The 18692-nt window shown below is 33.8% G+C and carries 12 protein-coding genes; 4 read left to right on the top strand and 8 right to left on the bottom strand.

The genetic code is table 11. The features are described from left to right. Positions 1-64 precede the first annotated feature (64 nt). Genes Q0876_RS02585 through Q0876_RS02575 form a run of 3 tightly spaced genes read left to right on the top strand, consistent with a single transcriptional unit; the run spans position 65 to position 3558 of the window. Positions 65-2482 (top strand): penicillin acylase family protein, encoded by a 2418-nt coding sequence (locus Q0876_RS02585; protein WP_299223714.1) that lies wholly within the window; start codon positions 65-67, stop codon positions 2480-2482. Further along, entirely contained in the window at positions 2479-2841 is a 363-nt protein-coding gene (locus Q0876_RS02580) for a hypothetical protein (RefSeq protein WP_299223712.1), read from the top strand. Before Q0876_RS02585 ends, Q0876_RS02580 begins: the two co-directional genes overlap by 4 nt. A gap of 3 nt (positions 2842-2844) precedes the next feature. Continuing rightward, positions 2845-3558: a 3'-5' exonuclease gene (locus tag Q0876_RS02575; protein WP_299223711.1), complete on the top strand. Its 714-nt coding sequence runs from the start codon at positions 2845-2847 to the stop codon at positions 3556-3558. 73 nt (positions 3559-3631) lie between these two features. On the opposite strand, the gene Q0876_RS02570 is transcribed toward Q0876_RS02575, so the two are convergent. Next, positions 3632-8341, bottom strand: coding sequence for an immunoglobulin-like domain-containing protein (locus tag Q0876_RS02570; protein ID WP_299223709.1), 4710 nt, complete (start codon positions 8339-8341; stop codon positions 3632-3634). Positions 8342-8500: 159 nt separating this feature from the next. On the opposite strand from Q0876_RS02570, the gene Q0876_RS02565 reads away from it, so the two are divergent. Next, a complete protein-coding gene (locus Q0876_RS02565) occupies positions 8501-10192 on the top strand; it encodes an ABC transporter ATP-binding protein (RefSeq protein WP_299223707.1) in 1692 nt (563 codons plus the stop codon). 389 nt (positions 10193-10581) lie between these two features. Here Q0876_RS02565 and Q0876_RS02560 read toward each other — a convergent pair whose 3' ends face one another. The 7 genes from Q0876_RS02560 to Q0876_RS02530 all read right to left on the bottom strand — a co-directional run bounded on the left by Q0876_RS02560 (position 10582) and on the right by Q0876_RS02530 (position 18326). Next, positions 10582-11235, bottom strand: a complete 654-nt coding sequence (locus tag Q0876_RS02560; protein ID WP_299223705.1) for a CoA transferase subunit B — start codon at positions 11233-11235, stop codon at positions 10582-10584. A 2-nt stretch (positions 11236-11237) separates the two neighbouring features. After that, positions 11238-11939 carry a CoA transferase subunit A gene (locus Q0876_RS02555; protein ID WP_299223702.1) on the bottom strand — a complete coding sequence of 234 codons (702 nt, stop codon included), beginning with the start codon at positions 11937-11939 and terminating at the stop codon, positions 11238-11240. A 94-nt stretch (positions 11940-12033) separates the two neighbouring features. Next, on the bottom strand, positions 12034-14388 hold the full coding sequence (locus Q0876_RS02550; RefSeq protein ID WP_299223700.1) for a transglycosylase domain-containing protein: 2355 nt from the start codon (positions 14386-14388) through the stop codon (positions 12034-12036). Positions 14389-14390: 2 nt separating this feature from the next. Continuing rightward, a complete protein-coding gene (locus tag Q0876_RS02545) occupies positions 14391-14891 on the bottom strand; it encodes a gliding motility lipoprotein GldH (protein WP_299223698.1) in 501 nt (166 codons plus the stop codon). Further along, complete coding sequence (locus Q0876_RS02540) at positions 14878-16050, bottom strand: regulatory iron-sulfur-containing complex subunit RicT (protein WP_299223697.1); 1173 nt, start codon at positions 16048-16050, stop codon at positions 14878-14880. The genes Q0876_RS02545 and Q0876_RS02540 overlap by 14 nt, the downstream gene beginning before the upstream one ends. 200 nt (positions 16051-16250) lie before the next feature. Further along, entirely contained in the window at positions 16251-17255 is a 1005-nt protein-coding gene (locus Q0876_RS02535; protein WP_299223695.1) for a radical SAM protein, read from the bottom strand. After that, complete coding sequence (locus Q0876_RS02530) at positions 17256-18326, bottom strand: rhodanese-related sulfurtransferase (protein ID WP_299223693.1); 1071 nt, start codon at positions 18324-18326, stop codon at positions 17256-17258. Between the last annotated feature and the right edge of the window lie 366 nt (positions 18327-18692).

Below are 18692 nucleotides of genomic sequence, written 5' to 3'. Positions count from 1 at the left end.
GATATTGATTTTATAGAAAATATTCTATAAATTTATATCTTTAGCTTAATATAGTTACCATTTTATGAAATACATTAAGTTCATCTCAGCCTTAATAGCAACTGTTGCTATATTTTATGTGTTAAATACCAAGCTTGGGAGTTTACCTCCTATTGGTAAATTTTTATCGCCATCAGAAGGGATCTGGCAAAATGAAGTCACAGAATCTACACAAGGTTCACTTCAAATAGAAGGTATAGAAGCTGATGTTATTGTACATTATGATGCACAACTCATACCGCATGTATTTGCTGAAAATGATTACGATTTATATAAAGCTCAAGGATATATCACTGCCAAACACAGGTTATGGCAAATGGAGTTTCAGACCTTTGCTGCTGCTGGAAGACTTTCTGAGATCATAGGAGAAAAAGCATTAAACTTTGATAGAACACAACGTAGGAAGGGAATGCTTTATGGTGCGGAAAACAGTTTAGACGTTATAAAGAAAGATCCAAAATCTCTTAAATATCTTGAAGCTTACAGTGATGGTGTTAACGCATACATTAACCAATTAATACCAGAAGATTATCCTGTTGAATATAAATTATTAGACTATCAACCAGAGGCATGGAATATTGATAAAACCATGCATTTATTAATGTATATGACAGATATGTTATGTGGTGGAGATAAAGATTTAGAGTATACAAATTTACTAAGGGAATTAGGCAAAGACCGCTTTGATATGTTATATCCAGATTTTTATGATTTTCATGAACCTGTTATTCCTTCAGAAACAGATTGGAGCTTTATTGATATTGAAAGAACTAAAAAACCTCAGAGTAAACAACCCTTAGATTCTTTGTCTTCGGTAATGGAAAAACCAGACGCTCAACTTGGTAGTAATAATTGGGCAGTAGGACCAGATAAATCTTACTCAGGCAACGCTATTTTAGCTAACGATCCTCATTTAGGATTAAAACTACCATCTATTTGGTTTGTAATGCAATTAAATTCTCCTAATCAAAATGTATTAGGCGCAACATTACCTGGAGCTTTAGGGATTATAATTGGTTTTAATGAAGATATTTCTTGGGGAGTTACAAACGCCACCAGAGACGTTAAAGATTGGTACAAAATAGAATTTGAAGACGAAACTAGAGCTAAGTACAAACATGGAAATGACTGGAAAAACACCAATCTTAAAGTTGAACATATAAAAATAAAAGGCAAAGAGACTTTTAAAGATTCTGTAATTTATACACATCATGGACCAGTAAGTTATGATCATACCTTTAAAAGCGATGATGAAAAAATGGGTTATGCCATGAAATGGGCTGGACACATTGGACATAACTTTACAAAGCTCTTTTTAAAACTTAATAGCGCTAAAAATTACAATGATTACAAAGACGCTATAGCAAATCATGTAGCTCCAGCTCAAAATTTTGTATTTGCCTCATCCGAAGGTGATATTGCACTTTGGGTTCAAGGACAATTTCCAAATAAATGGGAAGGACAAGGGAAATTTTTAATGGATGGAAGTAATCCAGATCATGATTGGCAAAGTTTTATTCCAAGAAAATTTAACGCGCATACTAAAAATCCTGAGCAAGGCTATGTGAGTTCTTCAAATCAGCACCCTACAGATTCGCTATATCCTTTTTATGTATTCAATGATAATTATGATGCCTATCGCACCAGAGTAATTAATGATTTTTTTAGATCTAAGGATAAATTCAATATTCAAGATTTTAAAGACTTACAAAATAATAATCTTAATAAGAAAGCTTCAGATTTGTTACCATATATGTTTAAGCACATGGATACATCTAATTTAACTACTGAAGAACAAGAGCTTCTTTCTACTATTAAAGCTTGGAACTTTTACAGTGATACTGAAAAGTTAGCGCCAAGTATTTGGGATTCATGGTGGAATAATTTATATGCATTAATCTGGGATGAATATGACCAAAAAGAAGATCTGGTGTTAATTAAACCTACATCATATGATGCCATTACTCTGTTGAAAAATAGGCCTAATGATTCATTTATGGATATCTTGGATACTCCTGAAAAAGAAACATCGCATGATTTATTTTTGATTGCCTTTAAAGCTGCTGCAAAAGAATTGACAGACTGGAAAACTAAAAATGGAAATTATAGTTGGCAATATTACAAAGGAACTTATGTTGGTCATTTATTACAATCGTTACCAGCTTTTTCTAGGTTTGATTTGCCTATTGGAGGCGATAAAGAAATAGTAAATGCAGCTGGTGAGAACTTTGGGCCTTCTTGGCGAATGATTGTTGAAATGTCCTCTCCCCCTAAAGCTTATGGCATTTATCCAGGTGGTCAATCTGGAAATCCGGGTAGTATTTATTACGATAATTTTATAGACGATTGGGCTGTTGGAAACTACTATAATCTTTTATTTATGCAGGACCAAAACCATACCGAAAAAATCATATCAACACAAACCCTAACACCAAAACAATGAAAAAAAATCTAACAAATTTTATTGCAACTATATTTATTGCATTGTTATTATCACAAATTCTACCTTGGTGGTCTATTATGTTGGCTGCATTTTTAACTGCCATCGTTTTTCCTTTAAAAAAAAGCGCTGTTTTTTTTATTCCTTTTATAGCTATCGCTTTGTTTTGGATGATTTATGCGTTTTGGTTGAGTAGCACAAATGATTTTACACTAGCAAAAAAAATAGCTGTTTTATTCCCTTTAGAAGGAAATCCATATCTACTTATTTTAATTACAGGAGTTATTGGTGGACTAGCTGCAGGAATTGCTGCAATTTTTGGAAAACAATGTGCTTCACTTGTAAAATCATCAAAAGCGTAACTTATGATTTCTAAGCTTAATTTAGAACATATTTTATTTCTAGATATTGAAACTGTTCCAGAAACAGAACATTTTTCAGATCTAGATAATACAAAGCAGCAACTTTGGGAACTTAAAACACAATATCAAAGACGAGATGAGTTTACATCTGAAGAATTCTATGATCGTGCTGGTATTTGGGCAGAGTTTGGGAAAATCATATGTATTTCTGTAGGTTACTTTACATATAAAGGCGAAATAAGAGCGTTCAGAGTAACTTCTTTTTACGGAGATGAGGTTAAAATCCTTAAAGACTTTAAAAACCTTTTGATTTCTCATTTTAGCCAAACCAAACATTTACTTTGCGCACATAATGGCAAAGAATTTGATTTTCCTTATATCGCTAGGCGAATGATCATTAATCATATTGAATTGCCTTATAAACTAAATCTTTTTGGAAAAAAACCATGGGAAGTTCCTCATTTAGACACGCTTGACCTTTGGAAATTTGGAGATTATAAGTCTTATACATCCTTGAAGTTATTAACCAATGTTTTAGGTATTCCTTCTCCTAAAGATGATATTGATGGTAGTGAAGTTTACAATGTATACTATAAAGAGAACAATATAGATCGCATCATAACCTATTGCGAAAAAGATACGATTGCTGTAGCTCAAATCTTTTTAAGATTACGAGGTGATAAGTTGCTTCATGACAATGAAATTATACATATTTGATCTACTCGATAAATACATAATGAAAAAAGCCCAGACATTACATCTGGACTTTGTTTATTAACTACTATTTAAATTATTGTTTGATAAATCGCTTAATAAAGGTTTTACCTTCAGTTGTAAACTTAATTTGATAAATCGCTCCATCTAAGTTACTGACATCTATAGTATTGTTTTTAAGGATTCCTTTTGCAACAATTTGACCAACCGTATTATATACTTCATATGTTACATCCTTATACGTTGTAACAACATGCAAGCTGTTTCCTTTTACAGGATTTGGATACAACTTTATCTCTTTAATAACATTAGTAGTATCATCAATTAATTCTGGTCTAGCTGTTTCTCCTTTGGATTGAGCTGAAATGAGCCTAATATTATCTATTGCAATATCTGCTTGCCATGTACTACCTGTTATTCTGTTAAAACGCAATTGAACACTTCCGCCTGCATATGCAGATAAGTTAATATTAGCTGTCTGCCATGAATTACCAAGATTCCCAGAACTATTCCATATAGAAATCCAACTTGTGCCATTATCATTACTTGCTTCTAAATCTATAGTTCCCATATTAGAAGAACCAAATTGATGATAATCAAAGCTAAAACTAGCCGAGGTTTGACTACTTAAATCAAAACATGGTGAATTAATAATAGCTTGTTTATTTGGATATCCTGTGCCATTTACCGAGGCTTCTACATAAATGTAAAAGCTTCCTTCATTAGCACTTGATGGCCCTGTTCCATTTGATGGTGTTCCGTTAGCATCTCTAGTCCAATTGATATCATCTGCTCCAGACTGAGTCCAACCCCCTAAAGACGATTCAAAACCTTCAGTATATGGGAAAGTAGAAATTCCTCCTGAACAACCTTCAACAACTATTTCTCCTTCTACTAAACTCAAATCATCAATAGCAATATCTGCTTGCCATGTGCTTCCAGTAATTCTATTAAAGCGTAATTGAACGCTTCCTCCAACATAAGCATCTAAATTTATATTTGCTGTTTGCCACGAGTTTCCTAAATTACCTGAACTATTCCAGATAGAAGTCCAGCTAACACCATCATCATCACTTATTTCTAAATCTATAGTTCCCATATCAGAAGCTCCAAATTGGTGATATTTGAATGTGAACGTAGCTTCAGATAGAGCTGATAAATTGAAACATGGCGAATTTAATATGGCTTGTTTATTTGGATAGCCAGTTCCATTTACTGAAGCTTCTACATACGCATAGAACGTGCCTTCAAATGCGCTAGATGGCCCAGTACCATTAGATGGTGTGCCGTTTGCATTTCTGGTCCAATTAATATCATCTGCTCCAGATTGAGTCCAAGCACCTAAAGACGATTCAAACCCTTCAGCATATGGGAAAGTAGAAATTCCTCCCGAGCATCCTGTTGATGATTCAGAAACATTAACTATTCTTAAAACTTGTATAGCATTATTTCCAGCTGAATCACTTACATCATAAGTTACATTATATATTCCGGCTACAGATGTATTAACAGAGCCTCCAATAACAATATTAGAGGTTATATCGCCATCGATATTATCTGTGGCTGTAGCGCCTTGTTCACTATAATTTTCCCCTATATTCAAACTAATTGTTGAAGCTCCAATTAAAGTAATAATAGGTGCAGTAGTATCAGGATTTATAGTAACTGCTCTCGTAATTTCAGCCGCAGAATTTCCAGCAGCATCACTTACATTGTAAGTTACTACATAAGTACCTGGCAAACTTGTATTTACTGTATCTCCACCAACAACAATACTTGATGTAATATCGCCATCGATATTATCAGTTGCAGTTGCTCCTTGATCTGTATAGGATGCTCCAAGTTCTAAATTAATAGTTGACGATCCAATAAGTGTAATTATAGGTGGAGTAGTATCTGGAATCACATTGACTGTTCGCGTAACCTCAACAGCAGCATTTCCAGCAGCATCACTTACATTATAAGTTACGACATACGTACCTGGTAAACTTGTATTTACTGTATCTCCTCCAATAACAATACTAGAAGTTAGGTTACCATCGATATTATCGGTTGCTGTAGCTCCTAATTCTGTATACGTTTCTCCTACGTTTAAATTAACAGTTGAACTGCCATTTAATGTAATTACTGGAGCTTCGACATCTGGACCAGACCCTTCTATAACAACAGTGTAATCTTCAACTTCTCCATAGGTGAAATTATCACAAGGCCCTGGTACTTGATTATATCGCATAGTTACTCTCATTCTAGTCGCATTTTCTACTGCACTAGATGGGATTGTGAAACTTCCACTTACTGGTGTTTCTTGAGTATTACCTTGTGTAAACACCAACTCATTAGCATCATTAAAATCACCATCTCTATTATAATCAATCCAAACGCCATATGCTTCATTGTAAATAGTGCCTGTCCATGTTGGGGTTACGGTAATGGTATATTGTGTATCCTTAGTTAGTGTAGTTGAAATTCCTGTAAAATCAGAATAAAACTGAGGTCCAGAACTATTATCAATTGTATTCAATTGTACTCTACTGATGTATTCATCATTTGTATTTGTACTAGCAGAATTACAATAATTCAACTGAACATCTGTAGTAGTGAAATTTATCGAATTACTGTACGCAGAGTTACTTCCACCAGAACATTTACTTCTTACTTGTGCTTCATATTGAGTTAAAGCTGTTAAACCTGTAAGGTTAGATGAAGTTCCGGTGACCGAAGTTGTAATCCAACTTGGTGCGCCTACTTCTCTATATCTTAAATCGTATGTTGCTCCTGGAACAGCAGTCCAGTTCAAGGTTGCAGAAGTAGTAACTACATTAGATGCAGCTAAACCGGAAGGAACATCCGCATTACAAACAACTGGTGCTCCAATGGTAAAATTAGCGTTTGAAATATCAAAAAAGATATTATTGCTGCCTTTAACCATAACTCTATTCTGATTGCCTTGATTATTAGGCACTATGATATCGTGAGAGCCATCATTAGTTACTCCAGATGCTAAGATTATAGGATACGTATTACCTCCATCTGTTGATAAGAAGATATCTACATTAGCAGCATTAATTCCGTTACCAGTAGTTCCTGCTACATCCCAGGTTACCGTTTGTGTGGTTCCAGCATCCAAAGTTACATTTGTATTTGGTGAATTCACAACAAATGGACCTGCAGTTCCATTTACAGTGACACGCATATCGTCACTATTGTTTGTAGCTCCTCCTGCTCTATTGTCGCGAACAGTTAATCTAAAATTCAAATTACGTGCAACATTAGGTATTGCTTCCCATTGCCAAGAAGTTGCTCCTGTTTTAATTGTAGCTAACCTTGGAAAGTAGCGTTTTGTATCTGTAGATGGATTAAAGGATCTAAATGCAACTCCGCTAGAGGCATTTACGCTTGGAAAAGTACTTGATGCATTATTTTCATCAATTTGTTCCCAACAATAGGTAAGTACATCACCGCCATCAGCATCAGTAGCAGTTCCGTCAAGAACAAATGGTGTTCCTCTAGGTATTGTATAATTACTTCCAGCATCCACTACGGGAACAGCGTTTCCTGTATTAGTGTTGGTTTGGCAACTAGTTGTTTTAATATAATCTGTGACTTGTTCTACAGAAATAGCATGAAAATAAGGATCTACATTTGGTTGTACATCTGTATTTCCAGTAATCCCAGCATAACTCATAATGGTAGAACCACTTCCAGGTTCCATTTGAACATTAGTGCCTTCATTTCCTCCATGAGTCCAAGTATGATTGGCGCCAAATTGATGTCCCATTTCGTGAGCAACATAATCTACATCAAAAAAGTCTCCTTCAGGAATTGTTGCTGAAGTCCAACCGCTACCTTTTTGATTGTTTACACAAACACAACCTATACAACCTGCATTACCATTGTTTTGTAAATTGGCAAATAAGTGTCCAATATCATAATTTGATTCTCCTATAACACTTGTGAGCGTTGATTGTAATTGACTATTAAAACCCGAACTCGTATTACCATAAGGGTCACTTCCTGAGTTTGTATAAATAACATTATCAGTATTATTGATTAATACCATGGTTACATTAAAATCTGTTTCAAAAATACTATTTACACGAGTCATTGTAGCATTGATTGCAGCCAAAGCTAATGCTTTTGTGCCTCCGTGATATGATGTATATTCTCCTGTTGTTGAAACTGCCAATCTATAAGTTCTTAGTATACTATCATCTGCATTTCTATAAGTATTTCCACTGTTTGAATTGATTAGATTATTCATACTTTCAGTTACTGAACATTCGAAATCATCATTAAAATTGTTTCGATTTGATCTAGAGAAAACTGTATAGATCAAATCATCTTCAGATATAGCTTCAATAAACGACGCTTCTTGATTTGTGGATAACTTCATACTTTGAAATCCAAGTGGAGATAGGCTAAACCTAATTATTGAAGTTGGATCGTCTAGGCCTTGACCAGCATAAGACTTAATTTCTGGATATCTGGCTGAGAGTTCAGAATCTAGTACTGAAGCTTCAACTATTTTGAATCGTTCAAACTTGCCATCAGCATTTGGAAATGATAAAATGACATTTGAGTCTGAACCACGCTGAGGCGTGTTTATCAAGGCTTGACGTAATGCTTGAATGTTTAAAACAAATGTGTGTGTTGTTGGTAAATTCTGTTTACTGAATTTAACTTTTGTGTCGTTTTTAATTGATTGTCTGTTCCAAAGTGAGTTACTTTGCGACATAACAACATTTGCACTCATCAATGCGATGAGCAATACTAATCTAATTTTCATTTTAGAGGGGTTGTAATGGTTAATTAATAGCTTAAAAAATCTAAATCAAAATATGTATTTTTTTCAAAGAAAATATCAAATTGTTGATAAGTTCGCATCTAAAATGCCATATTTACGGTTTTTCCGTATCATTTTTGAAGAAAATTACTACATTTACAAATGAAAAAGCAATTCTTACTAGACGTAAAAGATCTTTCTATTTCGTTTTTTTCAGAAGGAAAAGAACGTGAAATCATACATGATATTTCTTATCACTTGAACACAAACGAAATTCTTGGAATAGTTGGCGAATCTGGATCTGGAAAATCTATTTCTTCTCTTGCGATTTTGGGTTTGCTTCCAAAGAACATCTCTAAAATTACAGAAGGGACAATCACATTTTTAGATAAGGAGCTTACAACGATTAGTAACAAACAGTTTCAAAATATTCGGGGCAATGATATTGCAGTCATATTTCAAGAACCTATGAGTTCTTTAAATCCATCTATGACTTGTGGTAAGCAGGTTACTGAAATACTATTACAACACACGAAACTAAATAAAAGTGAAGCAAAAGCAGAGGCTTTATCATTATTTGAAAAAGTAAAGTTACCATTACCTATACGAGTATTTGATGCTTATCCACATGAGATTTCAGGTGGACAAAAACAACGTGTAATGATTGCCATGGCAATAGCATGTAAGCCTAAACTTTTAATTGCAGACGAACCAACTACAGCATTAGATGTTACAGTGCAAAAAGAGATCATCCAGTTACTAAAAACACTTCAGTTTGAAGAAGGCATGAGTATTATTTTCATATCTCACGATTTGGCATTGGTTTCTGAAATTGCAAATCGTATCTTAGTCATGTATCAAGGAGAAATAGTTGAGCAAGGTATTGTATCATCTATCTTTAACGACCCAAAACACATCTATACTAAAGCTTTGTTGAGTTCAAAGCCTTCACTAGATATTAGGTTAAAACGATTACCTACCGTTAAAGATTTTATTGAAAAGAAACCAAACAGCACAACTATCACAAAAGCACAACGTGAAGAGAAGCATACTATCCTATACAGCAAGCCTCCAATACTAGAAGTTAAAAATCTTGAAAAAGAATATTTTTCAAAATCAGGATGGTTTTCGAAACCTGAATCTTTTAAAGCTGTTAATCAAGTGAATTTTAAGCTTTATGAAGGAGAAACTTTAGGTTTAGTAGGAGAATCTGGTTGTGGGAAATCTACATTATCAAACGCTATTCTTTTGCTAGATAAACCCACATCTGGACAAATAATTTATAATGGTTTAGATATTACTAAACTTAATACACCTCAAATTCGTAATCTCAGAAAAGATATTCAAATTATTTTTCAAGACCCTTATGCTTCATTGAATCCAAGAGTTTCCATTGGAAAAGCAATTATGGAGCCGATGAAAGTTCATCATATTGGGGCCTCGGACGATGAAAGAAAAGAAAAGGTTGTGGGGTTATTGGAAAAAGTGGGTTTAGACAGTGATTGTTTTAACCGTTATCCACATGAGTTTTCTGGAGGCCAACGCCAGCGCATAGGCATTGCAAGGGCAATAGCTTTAGAACCTAAACTAATTATTTGTGATGAGTCTGTATCTGCATTAGATATTTCTGTTCAAGCTCAAGTGCTAAATTTACTTAATGACTTAAAAGATAATTTTGGGTTTACGTACATATTTATATCTCACGATTTGGCAGTCGTAAAATATATGTCTGATCAATTGTTAGTTATGAACCAAGGAAAAATAGAAGAAATAGGTGATGCAGATACAATATATAATAATCCGAACAAAGCTTATACTAAAAAACTTATTCATGCTATTCCGAAAGGATTATAGCATGAATATTTTTTTAGTTAGGGTTAAGATATTTTTGAGCAATCTTAAAGTGTTTTGAAAACCAGAAAAAAACTTGTTTTCAAAAAAAGTAGGTTTTGGTAGATGTGGGGCAAAAAAAGTCATAAGTTAAAATTCATGATAGATTTGGGGCAAATCATAAAATTAGGTTTATGGTAAATTTGGTTAATTAGGTTTCTTTCGATTTGGTTTAGCTAATATGAAGCTTTTTTTTAGTCAATCAGTTAAAATACATAATAAATCGATGAAATACATTAAATTTTAACATTTAACATGTGTTTAACAGATTTTTCTTACAAATTATATAACTCTTTAAATTTTCAGAAATAAAAAACCACTTAGAAAAGTGGTTTTATTTTTTTGATAATTATCTATAATTTCATTTCTGGAATCTCACCTTCAATAATCAAATGACCTTCGGTTGCATTTTTAACCTCCTCTATGCTAACACCTGGAGCCCTTTCTAATAACTTAAACCCAGAATCAGTAATTTCAATAACAGCTAAATTTGTTACTATTTTTTTAACACAGCCAACTCCAGTTAGTGGTAGTGAGCAAGCTTTTAAAAGTTTTGAAGCTCCTGCTCTGTTTGTATGCATCATTGCAACGATAATATTTTCTGCACTGGCAACAAGATCCATTGCACCTCCCATACCTTTGACCATTTTTCCAGGAATTTTCCAATTAGCTATATCGCCATTTTCAGCAACTTCCATAGCACCTAATATGGTCAAATCAACATGTTGACCTCTTATCATAGAAAAACTAGTTGCTGAATCAAAAAAACTTGCTCCTGGTAAAGTCGTAATCGTTTGTTTTCCTGCATTGATGATATCTGCATCTTCTTCACCTTCGAATGGAAAAGGGCCCATACCGAGTACGCCATTTTCACTTTGAAACTCCACTTCAATATCATCGCGTACATAATTAGCCACCAAAGTAGGTATTCCTATACCTAAGTTTACGTAATAGCCATCTTGAACCTCTCTAGCAATACGTTTTGCAATTCCATTTTTGTCTAACATAATTAATCTCTTTGTCTTACAGTTCGTTGTTCAATTCGTTTTTCATAATGTGCTCCTTTAAATATTCGCTGAACAAAAATACCTGGAATATGAATTTGATTCGGGTCTAGTTCGCCAACAGGAACCAATTCTTCTACCTCAGCAACAGTAACATTAGCCGCACCACACATATTGGGATTAAAGTTTCTAGCTGTACCTTTAAAAATTAAATTCCCAGCTAAGTCTCCTTTCCATGCTTTTACGAATGCGTAATCTGCTTTAAAAGCGTGTTCAAGCACATACATTTTACCGTCAAATTCTCGTGTTTCTTTTCCTTGAGCAACCTCAGTACCATAACCAGCTGGTGTGTAGATAGCTGGAAAACCTGCTTGAGCTGCTCGACAGCGCTCGGCTAATGTGCCTTGAGGAATAAGCTCAACTTCTAGCTCACCAGATAACATTTGTCTCTCAAATTCATCATTTTCGCCAACATAAGAAGATACCATTTTTTTTATCTGCTTTTTTTGAAGTAATAACCCTAATCCAAAATCGTCTACGCCTGCATTATTTGATATACATGTCACTTCTTTTACATTCAATCTCACTAATTCAGCTATGGCATTTTCTGGAATACCTGACAAACCAAAACCGCCTAACATAAACGTCATTCCATCTTTCACACCTTGCAAAGCTTCAGTAACATTTGCTACTTTTTTATTAATCATTGTCATTAAATTTTGATATCGAAAAGTACAAAATAAAAAAGCCATTCTAAAATGAATGGCTTCTGTTTTTATACCTTATTTAAAATACTCGCATTTAAAAATCTAGCACATCTTTTAACTTATCTACTGGGTCGGTATCAGCATTATCTTCTGCTCTTAATTTACTACAATCTACTTCAATTGTTAAATTCTGAGGTTTTTCAAATTCCTCTTTAGATATATTTAAATCAGTATCTTCATAACATGCTTTCATATATAAAGCCCAAATCGGCAATGCCATTGAAGCTCCTTGTCCATAAGTGATACTACTAAAATGGGCTGCTCTATCTTCAGCGCCAACCCAAACACCAGTTACTAAATTTGGAACCATACCCATAAACCATCCATCACTTTGGTTTTGAGTTGTACCTGTTTTTCCTGCAATTGGATTTGTAAGTTCGTAAGGATAGCCCGTTATTATTTCTTTATATACTGGCTGTTTAGATGCCCAACTGTGACGTAATCTTTGTCCAGATCCACTTTGAGTAACGCCTTCCATTAAATTTATAGTGGTATAAGCAACCTCATCGCTAAGCACATCTCTACTTTCTGGAGTGAATTGATATAAGACTGTTCCATTCTTATCTTCAATACGTGTAACCATCACTGGTTTGTTATACACCCCTTTATTAGCAAAAGTAGCGTATGCAGCTACCATTTCGTAAACACTTAAATCTGGTGTTCCAAGAGATATAGCAGGAACAGGTGGAATATTTGATTCTACACCCAATCCTTTAGCCATATCAATCACTGGCTGAGGACCAACTTTATCCATAAGTCGAGCTGTAATTGTATTGACTGAATTAGCTAAAGCAGCTTTTAAGGTTAAGAAGCCATCATAACGTCCATCTGAGTTTTTCGTGGTCCAAGGTTCAGGGTTACCATACTTATTGGCCTCAATAGTAATTTGTTGTCTTGGTAAAGTATCACATGGCGAAAGGTGCAATTGATCTATTGCAGTGGCATAAACAAATGGTTTGAACGTTGACCCAACCTGTCGCTTTCCTTGTTTAACATGGTCATACTGAAAGTGTCTGTAGTTCATGCCTCCAACCCAAGCCTTAACATGTCCAGTTTTTGGATCCATAGACATCATTCCTGGATGCAAGAATGATTTATAGTAACGCATAGAGTCTATAGGCTTCATAACTGTGTCTATTTCTGTGGCTTGACCGTTTTCCCAAGCAAACACACTCATTTGAGTAGGTTTATTGAATGAATCTTCAATTTCTTTTTCCGATTTACCTTGACTTTTAAGAACTCTCCAGCGTTCAGATCTTCGCATTGAGGTTCTCATCAAAGCTTTAATTTCGTTTGCATCTAGTTCTAAAAATGGTGCCGTTTTATTTCTGTCAGGTGTATTTTGATGATCAAACTCTGCTTGCAGTCTTGGCATGTGCCTTTGTACAGCTGCCTCAGCATATTTTTGCATTCTAGAGTCTATGGTGGTATAAATTTTTAATCCGTCGTTGTATAAATTGTATTTTTCTCCATCAGGTTTTGGATTATTATCTATCCAGTCTTTCATAAAACCATCAAGATAAGCTCTAAAATATGTTGCTATTCCTTCACGGTGTGACTCGGGTGAATAATTCAAATCTAACTCGGTGTTTTGAAGAGAATCTTTTTGAGCTTCAGTAATGAACTCATACTTTTCCATTTGACTAAATACAACATTTCTTCTGTTTTTAGTACCAACAGGATTTCTATGTGGTCTTGGGTTGTACAATGAAGAGTTTTTAAACATACCAACCAACATTGCTGATTCTTTCACATCTAATTCTTTAGGCTCTTTCCCAAAATAAATTCTTGCTGCGCTTCTAATACCATCTGCATTGTTTCCAAAGTCATAAATATTGAAGTACATTGCTATAATTTCTTCTTTGGTATATTGTCTTTCTAATCGTATTGCAATAACCCATTCTCTAACTTTTTGAAATAACCGTTGTAATTTGTTAGATGATACTTGCTTGGTGAATAATTGTTTAGCTAATTGTTGAGAAATGGTACTAGCACCTCCTCCACTGCCTAATTTCACGACAGCTCTTAGTGTTCCTCTTGCATCAATGCCAGCATGATCGTAATATCTGATATCTTCGGTAGCAACTAATGCATCTACTAAGTGTTTGGGAAGTTCACTATAATCAACAGGTGTTCGGTTGTCATTTAGATAAAATTTTCCGAGCGTTTTATTATCTGAAGAAATAATTTCTGTAGCCAAATGCGTTTTTGGGTTTTCTAAAATAGTATGGTCTGGCATTTCACCTAAAAATCCCCATGACGCTAATAGAAACATTAAGACAAATAGCAAGACGCCTCCAGAGAACGTCATCCAAAACCAACGAATATATTTTGAAAAATCTTCAGTTTTAGCTGAAGTAGATTTTTTTTTAACTGTTTTTTTTGCCATAATCAATTTGTATTACCTCGCTCAACTCTAAACCCAATATCGGTTATCCCTTCTAAATTTAAAACTCCATTAACTTCTCCATTCTTTCTCATAGCGTGTTGAATATTAACTTCATACGTTCCAGATTCATCAAAAACAAAAGGGGTTTCATTGCCCTTATACCATAATTTGTTTTCTTTTAAATCTGTAAAACCTGTACCTAAAAAAGTTCCGTCAGGCTCTGTCATTCTATACTCTAACGTATCCTTGATGGTTTTACCATTTGGATAGTTCAACTCAACAATTAAATATAAGTTACTGTATTTAAAATCATTTGTATTTCTCAAGTTTACAAACAAATTATAGTTGTTAATTGTGTCTGGAGGAGAAACTTTAAATGAAACTATAGAATCTTTATGCCATTTATCTGGTACAGACTTGTACACATCAAAAACATGATTGGAATCACAAGAGACACCAATAAAAAACAATAAAAAAACAATACAATAACTACTTCTTTGCATTATTATGAGGCTTATGACGTCGTCTTTGTTTCCCTTTATTATTTCTACGTTTATTTTTTCGTTTTGGACTATCAAAACGTGTTAAGCTGTCTTGACCAACAACGTTTTCAAATTCGGTTTTAGTATCTTCAACAAGTAATGATGCATATTCTTCAAGGCTAGCCACTTTTTCTTTGGCTTTATTTTTTTCAATGATTTCTGCAACCTGATCTGTAGTTAATACATGCCAATTCATCCACTCACCTTCGTAAGCATACCAAAGATGACCTTTAAAAATATCGGTTTTTTGGCATACGGCTGTTCCTTTTTCTGTGTATAATTTAGTATCATTTTTAGGAAAGGCTTTCAAAGCGTCTAAGTAGGCATCTAACTCATAATTTAAACAGCATTTTAGTTTTCCGCACTGACCTGCAAGTTTAAGTGGGTTTAAAGATAACTGCTGGTATCTCGCTGCCGATGTACTTACAGACCTAAAGTCGGTTAGCCAGGTTGAACAACACAACTCTCGACCACAAGAACCAATACCTCCTAATCTAGCAGCTTCTTGACGAAAACCAACTTGTTTCATTTCAATTCGTGTTCTAAACTCACGTGCAAAGACTTTAATAAGCTCTCTAAAATCTACGCGTTCTTCGGCTGTATAATAAAATGTAGCTTTACTTGCATCACCTTGATATTCAATATCAGAAATTTTCATTTTTAGCTTGAGGTCTATTGCAAATTGACGAGCTTTGACTTTCATAGGCTCCTCTTTGTCTCTTGCAGCAGACCAAATATCTATATCCTTTTGCGATGCTTTTCTATAGATCTTTAAGACATTTTCTTCGTCATTTATGTCTATTTTTTTTCGTTTCATTTGAACTCTTACTAATTCTCCTGTAAGAGTGACCATTCCAATATCGTGACCAGACTTTGCTTGAGTAGCAACGATATCGCCAATACTAAGAGTTAGGTTTTCAGTATTCTTGTAGTATTGTTTTCTTCCGTTCTTAAAACGCACCTCAACACCAACAAAAGGTTCTTCACCCTGAGGTAGTGACATGTTAGCCAACCAATCAAAAACAGTGAGTTTATTGCAGCTATCTGTACCGCATGTTCCATTGTTCTTACATCCTTTTGGCTGTCCGTCTTTTCCAGTTGAGCAACTGTTACAACTCATAAAATTTTATATAATAGATTCTGAAAGAAAGCTTTCAGAAGGCGATTAAAACTAATTTTAAGTAAAGATTTTCCTTACCAATTACATTCAAAACGTAAAGATAAGATTATTTATTCAGTAAACTAAAATGAAATATTTATTGAAATTATAAACACCATTTTATAGCTTTTCTCCCATATTTATATCGCTATTTTAATAAATCAACCAAATTCAATCTCGTAGTTCAACCTGTTAGATAGCGATTTGAGTTCTGCTTTAGATCTAAATATATTTGAGAATAACGTTTGGCTCCATTTTATTTTTCTAGAATATTCATTAAAGCTTTCTTCTCTCCAGTTGAAACCTTGTTTCCAAAACTTATTTGGAGATATGTAGCAAAACGTATACTCGAATATAAAACTAGATTGATTTTCTGTCTTTAAATCTGATATTGAACTAGGAGCCATTAATATGATTCCATTATTTTTACAGGTTGCTCTAGTAGAATCAATAAGTTTAGGGTAGTCCTCTTCTAATGTTGAAATATCAAAATCGTTATACTCTGTATTTCCAATCTTTTGAATAGGACGAATTTGAAGAATATCAAAGGCTTTAGCATCGAAATGGTCAAAAAAATCATTCAATTCATAAAAATTGTCTTTATTAAAGGTGTAATTGATTCTAACCTTAAAGTCATAATTTGCTTTTAATTTAGCAAAAGCTTTGAATGCATTTTGGAATTTTTCATAACTGGCTTTCTTCATAAAGCTCTCATAGCTTTCTTTTGTGACGCCATGAAGAGAAATTGTAAACTCATTTAATCCAGCTTTTAATAGTGCTTCAATTTTTTCTTCAGTTAATAAATTAGCATTGGTTGTTATTGAAATATAAGGCACATTATATTGCTTCCCTAATTCAACTATCCTTACTAGGTTTTTATACAATGTCGGCTCTGTACCACAACCTATTTGTAGCTTTAATGCTCTTTTAAAGATCGTTTTTGCTACTAAGTTTAAATCCTCATCTTTAAATTGCCCTTTAAGTGTTTTTAAATAATCGGCATCAGTGAAATAGCACATTTTACACCGTAAATTACACGCCATGACTGGATCAAGGTTTACTGCCAAATATCGTTTATTAAACTTATGAAGTAAATAAAGCGCTAAGAATTTAATTCTGTGGCTTTTAATTTTTCTATTAAGTTTTAAAAGTTTATAGACGTTCATTTACGCTTTTTTCTGAAAGGTATCAAATATATTCCTTAAATCTTTTTTATATGGTAAATGATCTGCTCTTCCTTTTTTAAAGATATCGTTACTATTGCCTTGACCTTTACGTAATGCTTTTTGTTGGTCATAAGGTAGCCTGTTAATTTCCATACAACTTGAAGAACAGCAGTTCTCCATTTTTTCTTTACAATCGTCGCATTGAATAAACAACAAGTGACATGCTTCATTGGCACAGTTTGTATGCATATCTGCAGGTTGACCGCATTGGTGACAATTAGCAATAATGTCATCTGAAATACGCTCTGAACGTCGTTGATCAAAAACAAAGTTTTTTCCTAAAAACTTATTTTCTAATCTATTGGCTTCTATTTGCCTTACATAGTTTATAATACCACCTTCTAGTTGGTATACATTCTTAAACCCTTTGTGTTTATAGTATGCGCTTGCCTTCTCGCATCTAATACCTCCAGTACAATACATTACCAGATTTTTATCTTCCTTGTGTGCTTTTAAATCTGCTTCAATAAGATCTAAAGACTCTCTAAAAGTATCAACGTCTGGTGTTATTGCATTTTTAAAATGACCTATTTCACTTTCGTAATGATTTCGCATATCTACCAATACCGTATTAGGATCTTCAATGAGCTCATTGAACTTTTCTGCATCAACATGAACTCCTTTATCAGTTACATCAAAAGTGTCGTCATTTAAGCCATCAGCAACTATCTTCTGCCGAACTTTGACCTTCAATTTCAAAAAAGCAAAATTATCATGCTCTACAGCAATATTCAACCTTACATTTTCTAAAAAAGTAATCGTATCTAGGTGCATCTTAAAGTTTTGAAAGTTGTCTGCAGGCACAGAAAGTTGAGCATTAATGCCTTCATTGGCTACATATATTCTACCTAAAACATCAAGCTCATTCCAAGCAATAAACATATGGTTTCTAAAAATTTCGACATTGCCAATTTTGGCATACTTGTAGAAAGAGATCGTCAAGCGGTCTTTTCCCGCTTTCTCAATAAGCTCAGCTCTTTCTTTAGCACTTAAGTTATTGTACAGTTGCATGCTATACTAATTTTTTTGTGTGTTAAGAAATTGAGCTGCAAAGATATAAAAAGTATCGAGTAAACAATGATTGGATTGATGGTAACAAAAAAGCTCTATGGAAACACCACAGAGCTTTTTTCAGACTAACTCGTTATTAATATTTTTAATTTATTCTTAAAAATATCTTCCGAGTTAGCCTCCATCGGCTTTACAGTTACTGTTTATATGTACGGCAACTGAAACACCTAATGCGTTGTTAAAAATAATTTTTCTAAAAAATTTCATTCTATCTAGTAAGAATTAAATTTAATTTGGATATGTCATTTTTAATGACCTTTTCATAGCAAGATTTCCCAATCTCAATTGGTAGATGCAAAAAGTTCA

Source organism: uncultured Psychroserpens sp., assembly GCF_947503375.1.
Taxonomy (GTDB): Bacteria; Bacteroidota; Bacteroidia; order Flavobacteriales; family Flavobacteriaceae; genus Psychroserpens.
Note: the sequence above shows the minus strand (reverse complement) of the source record. Positions and strands in the feature narration are given on the sequence as shown.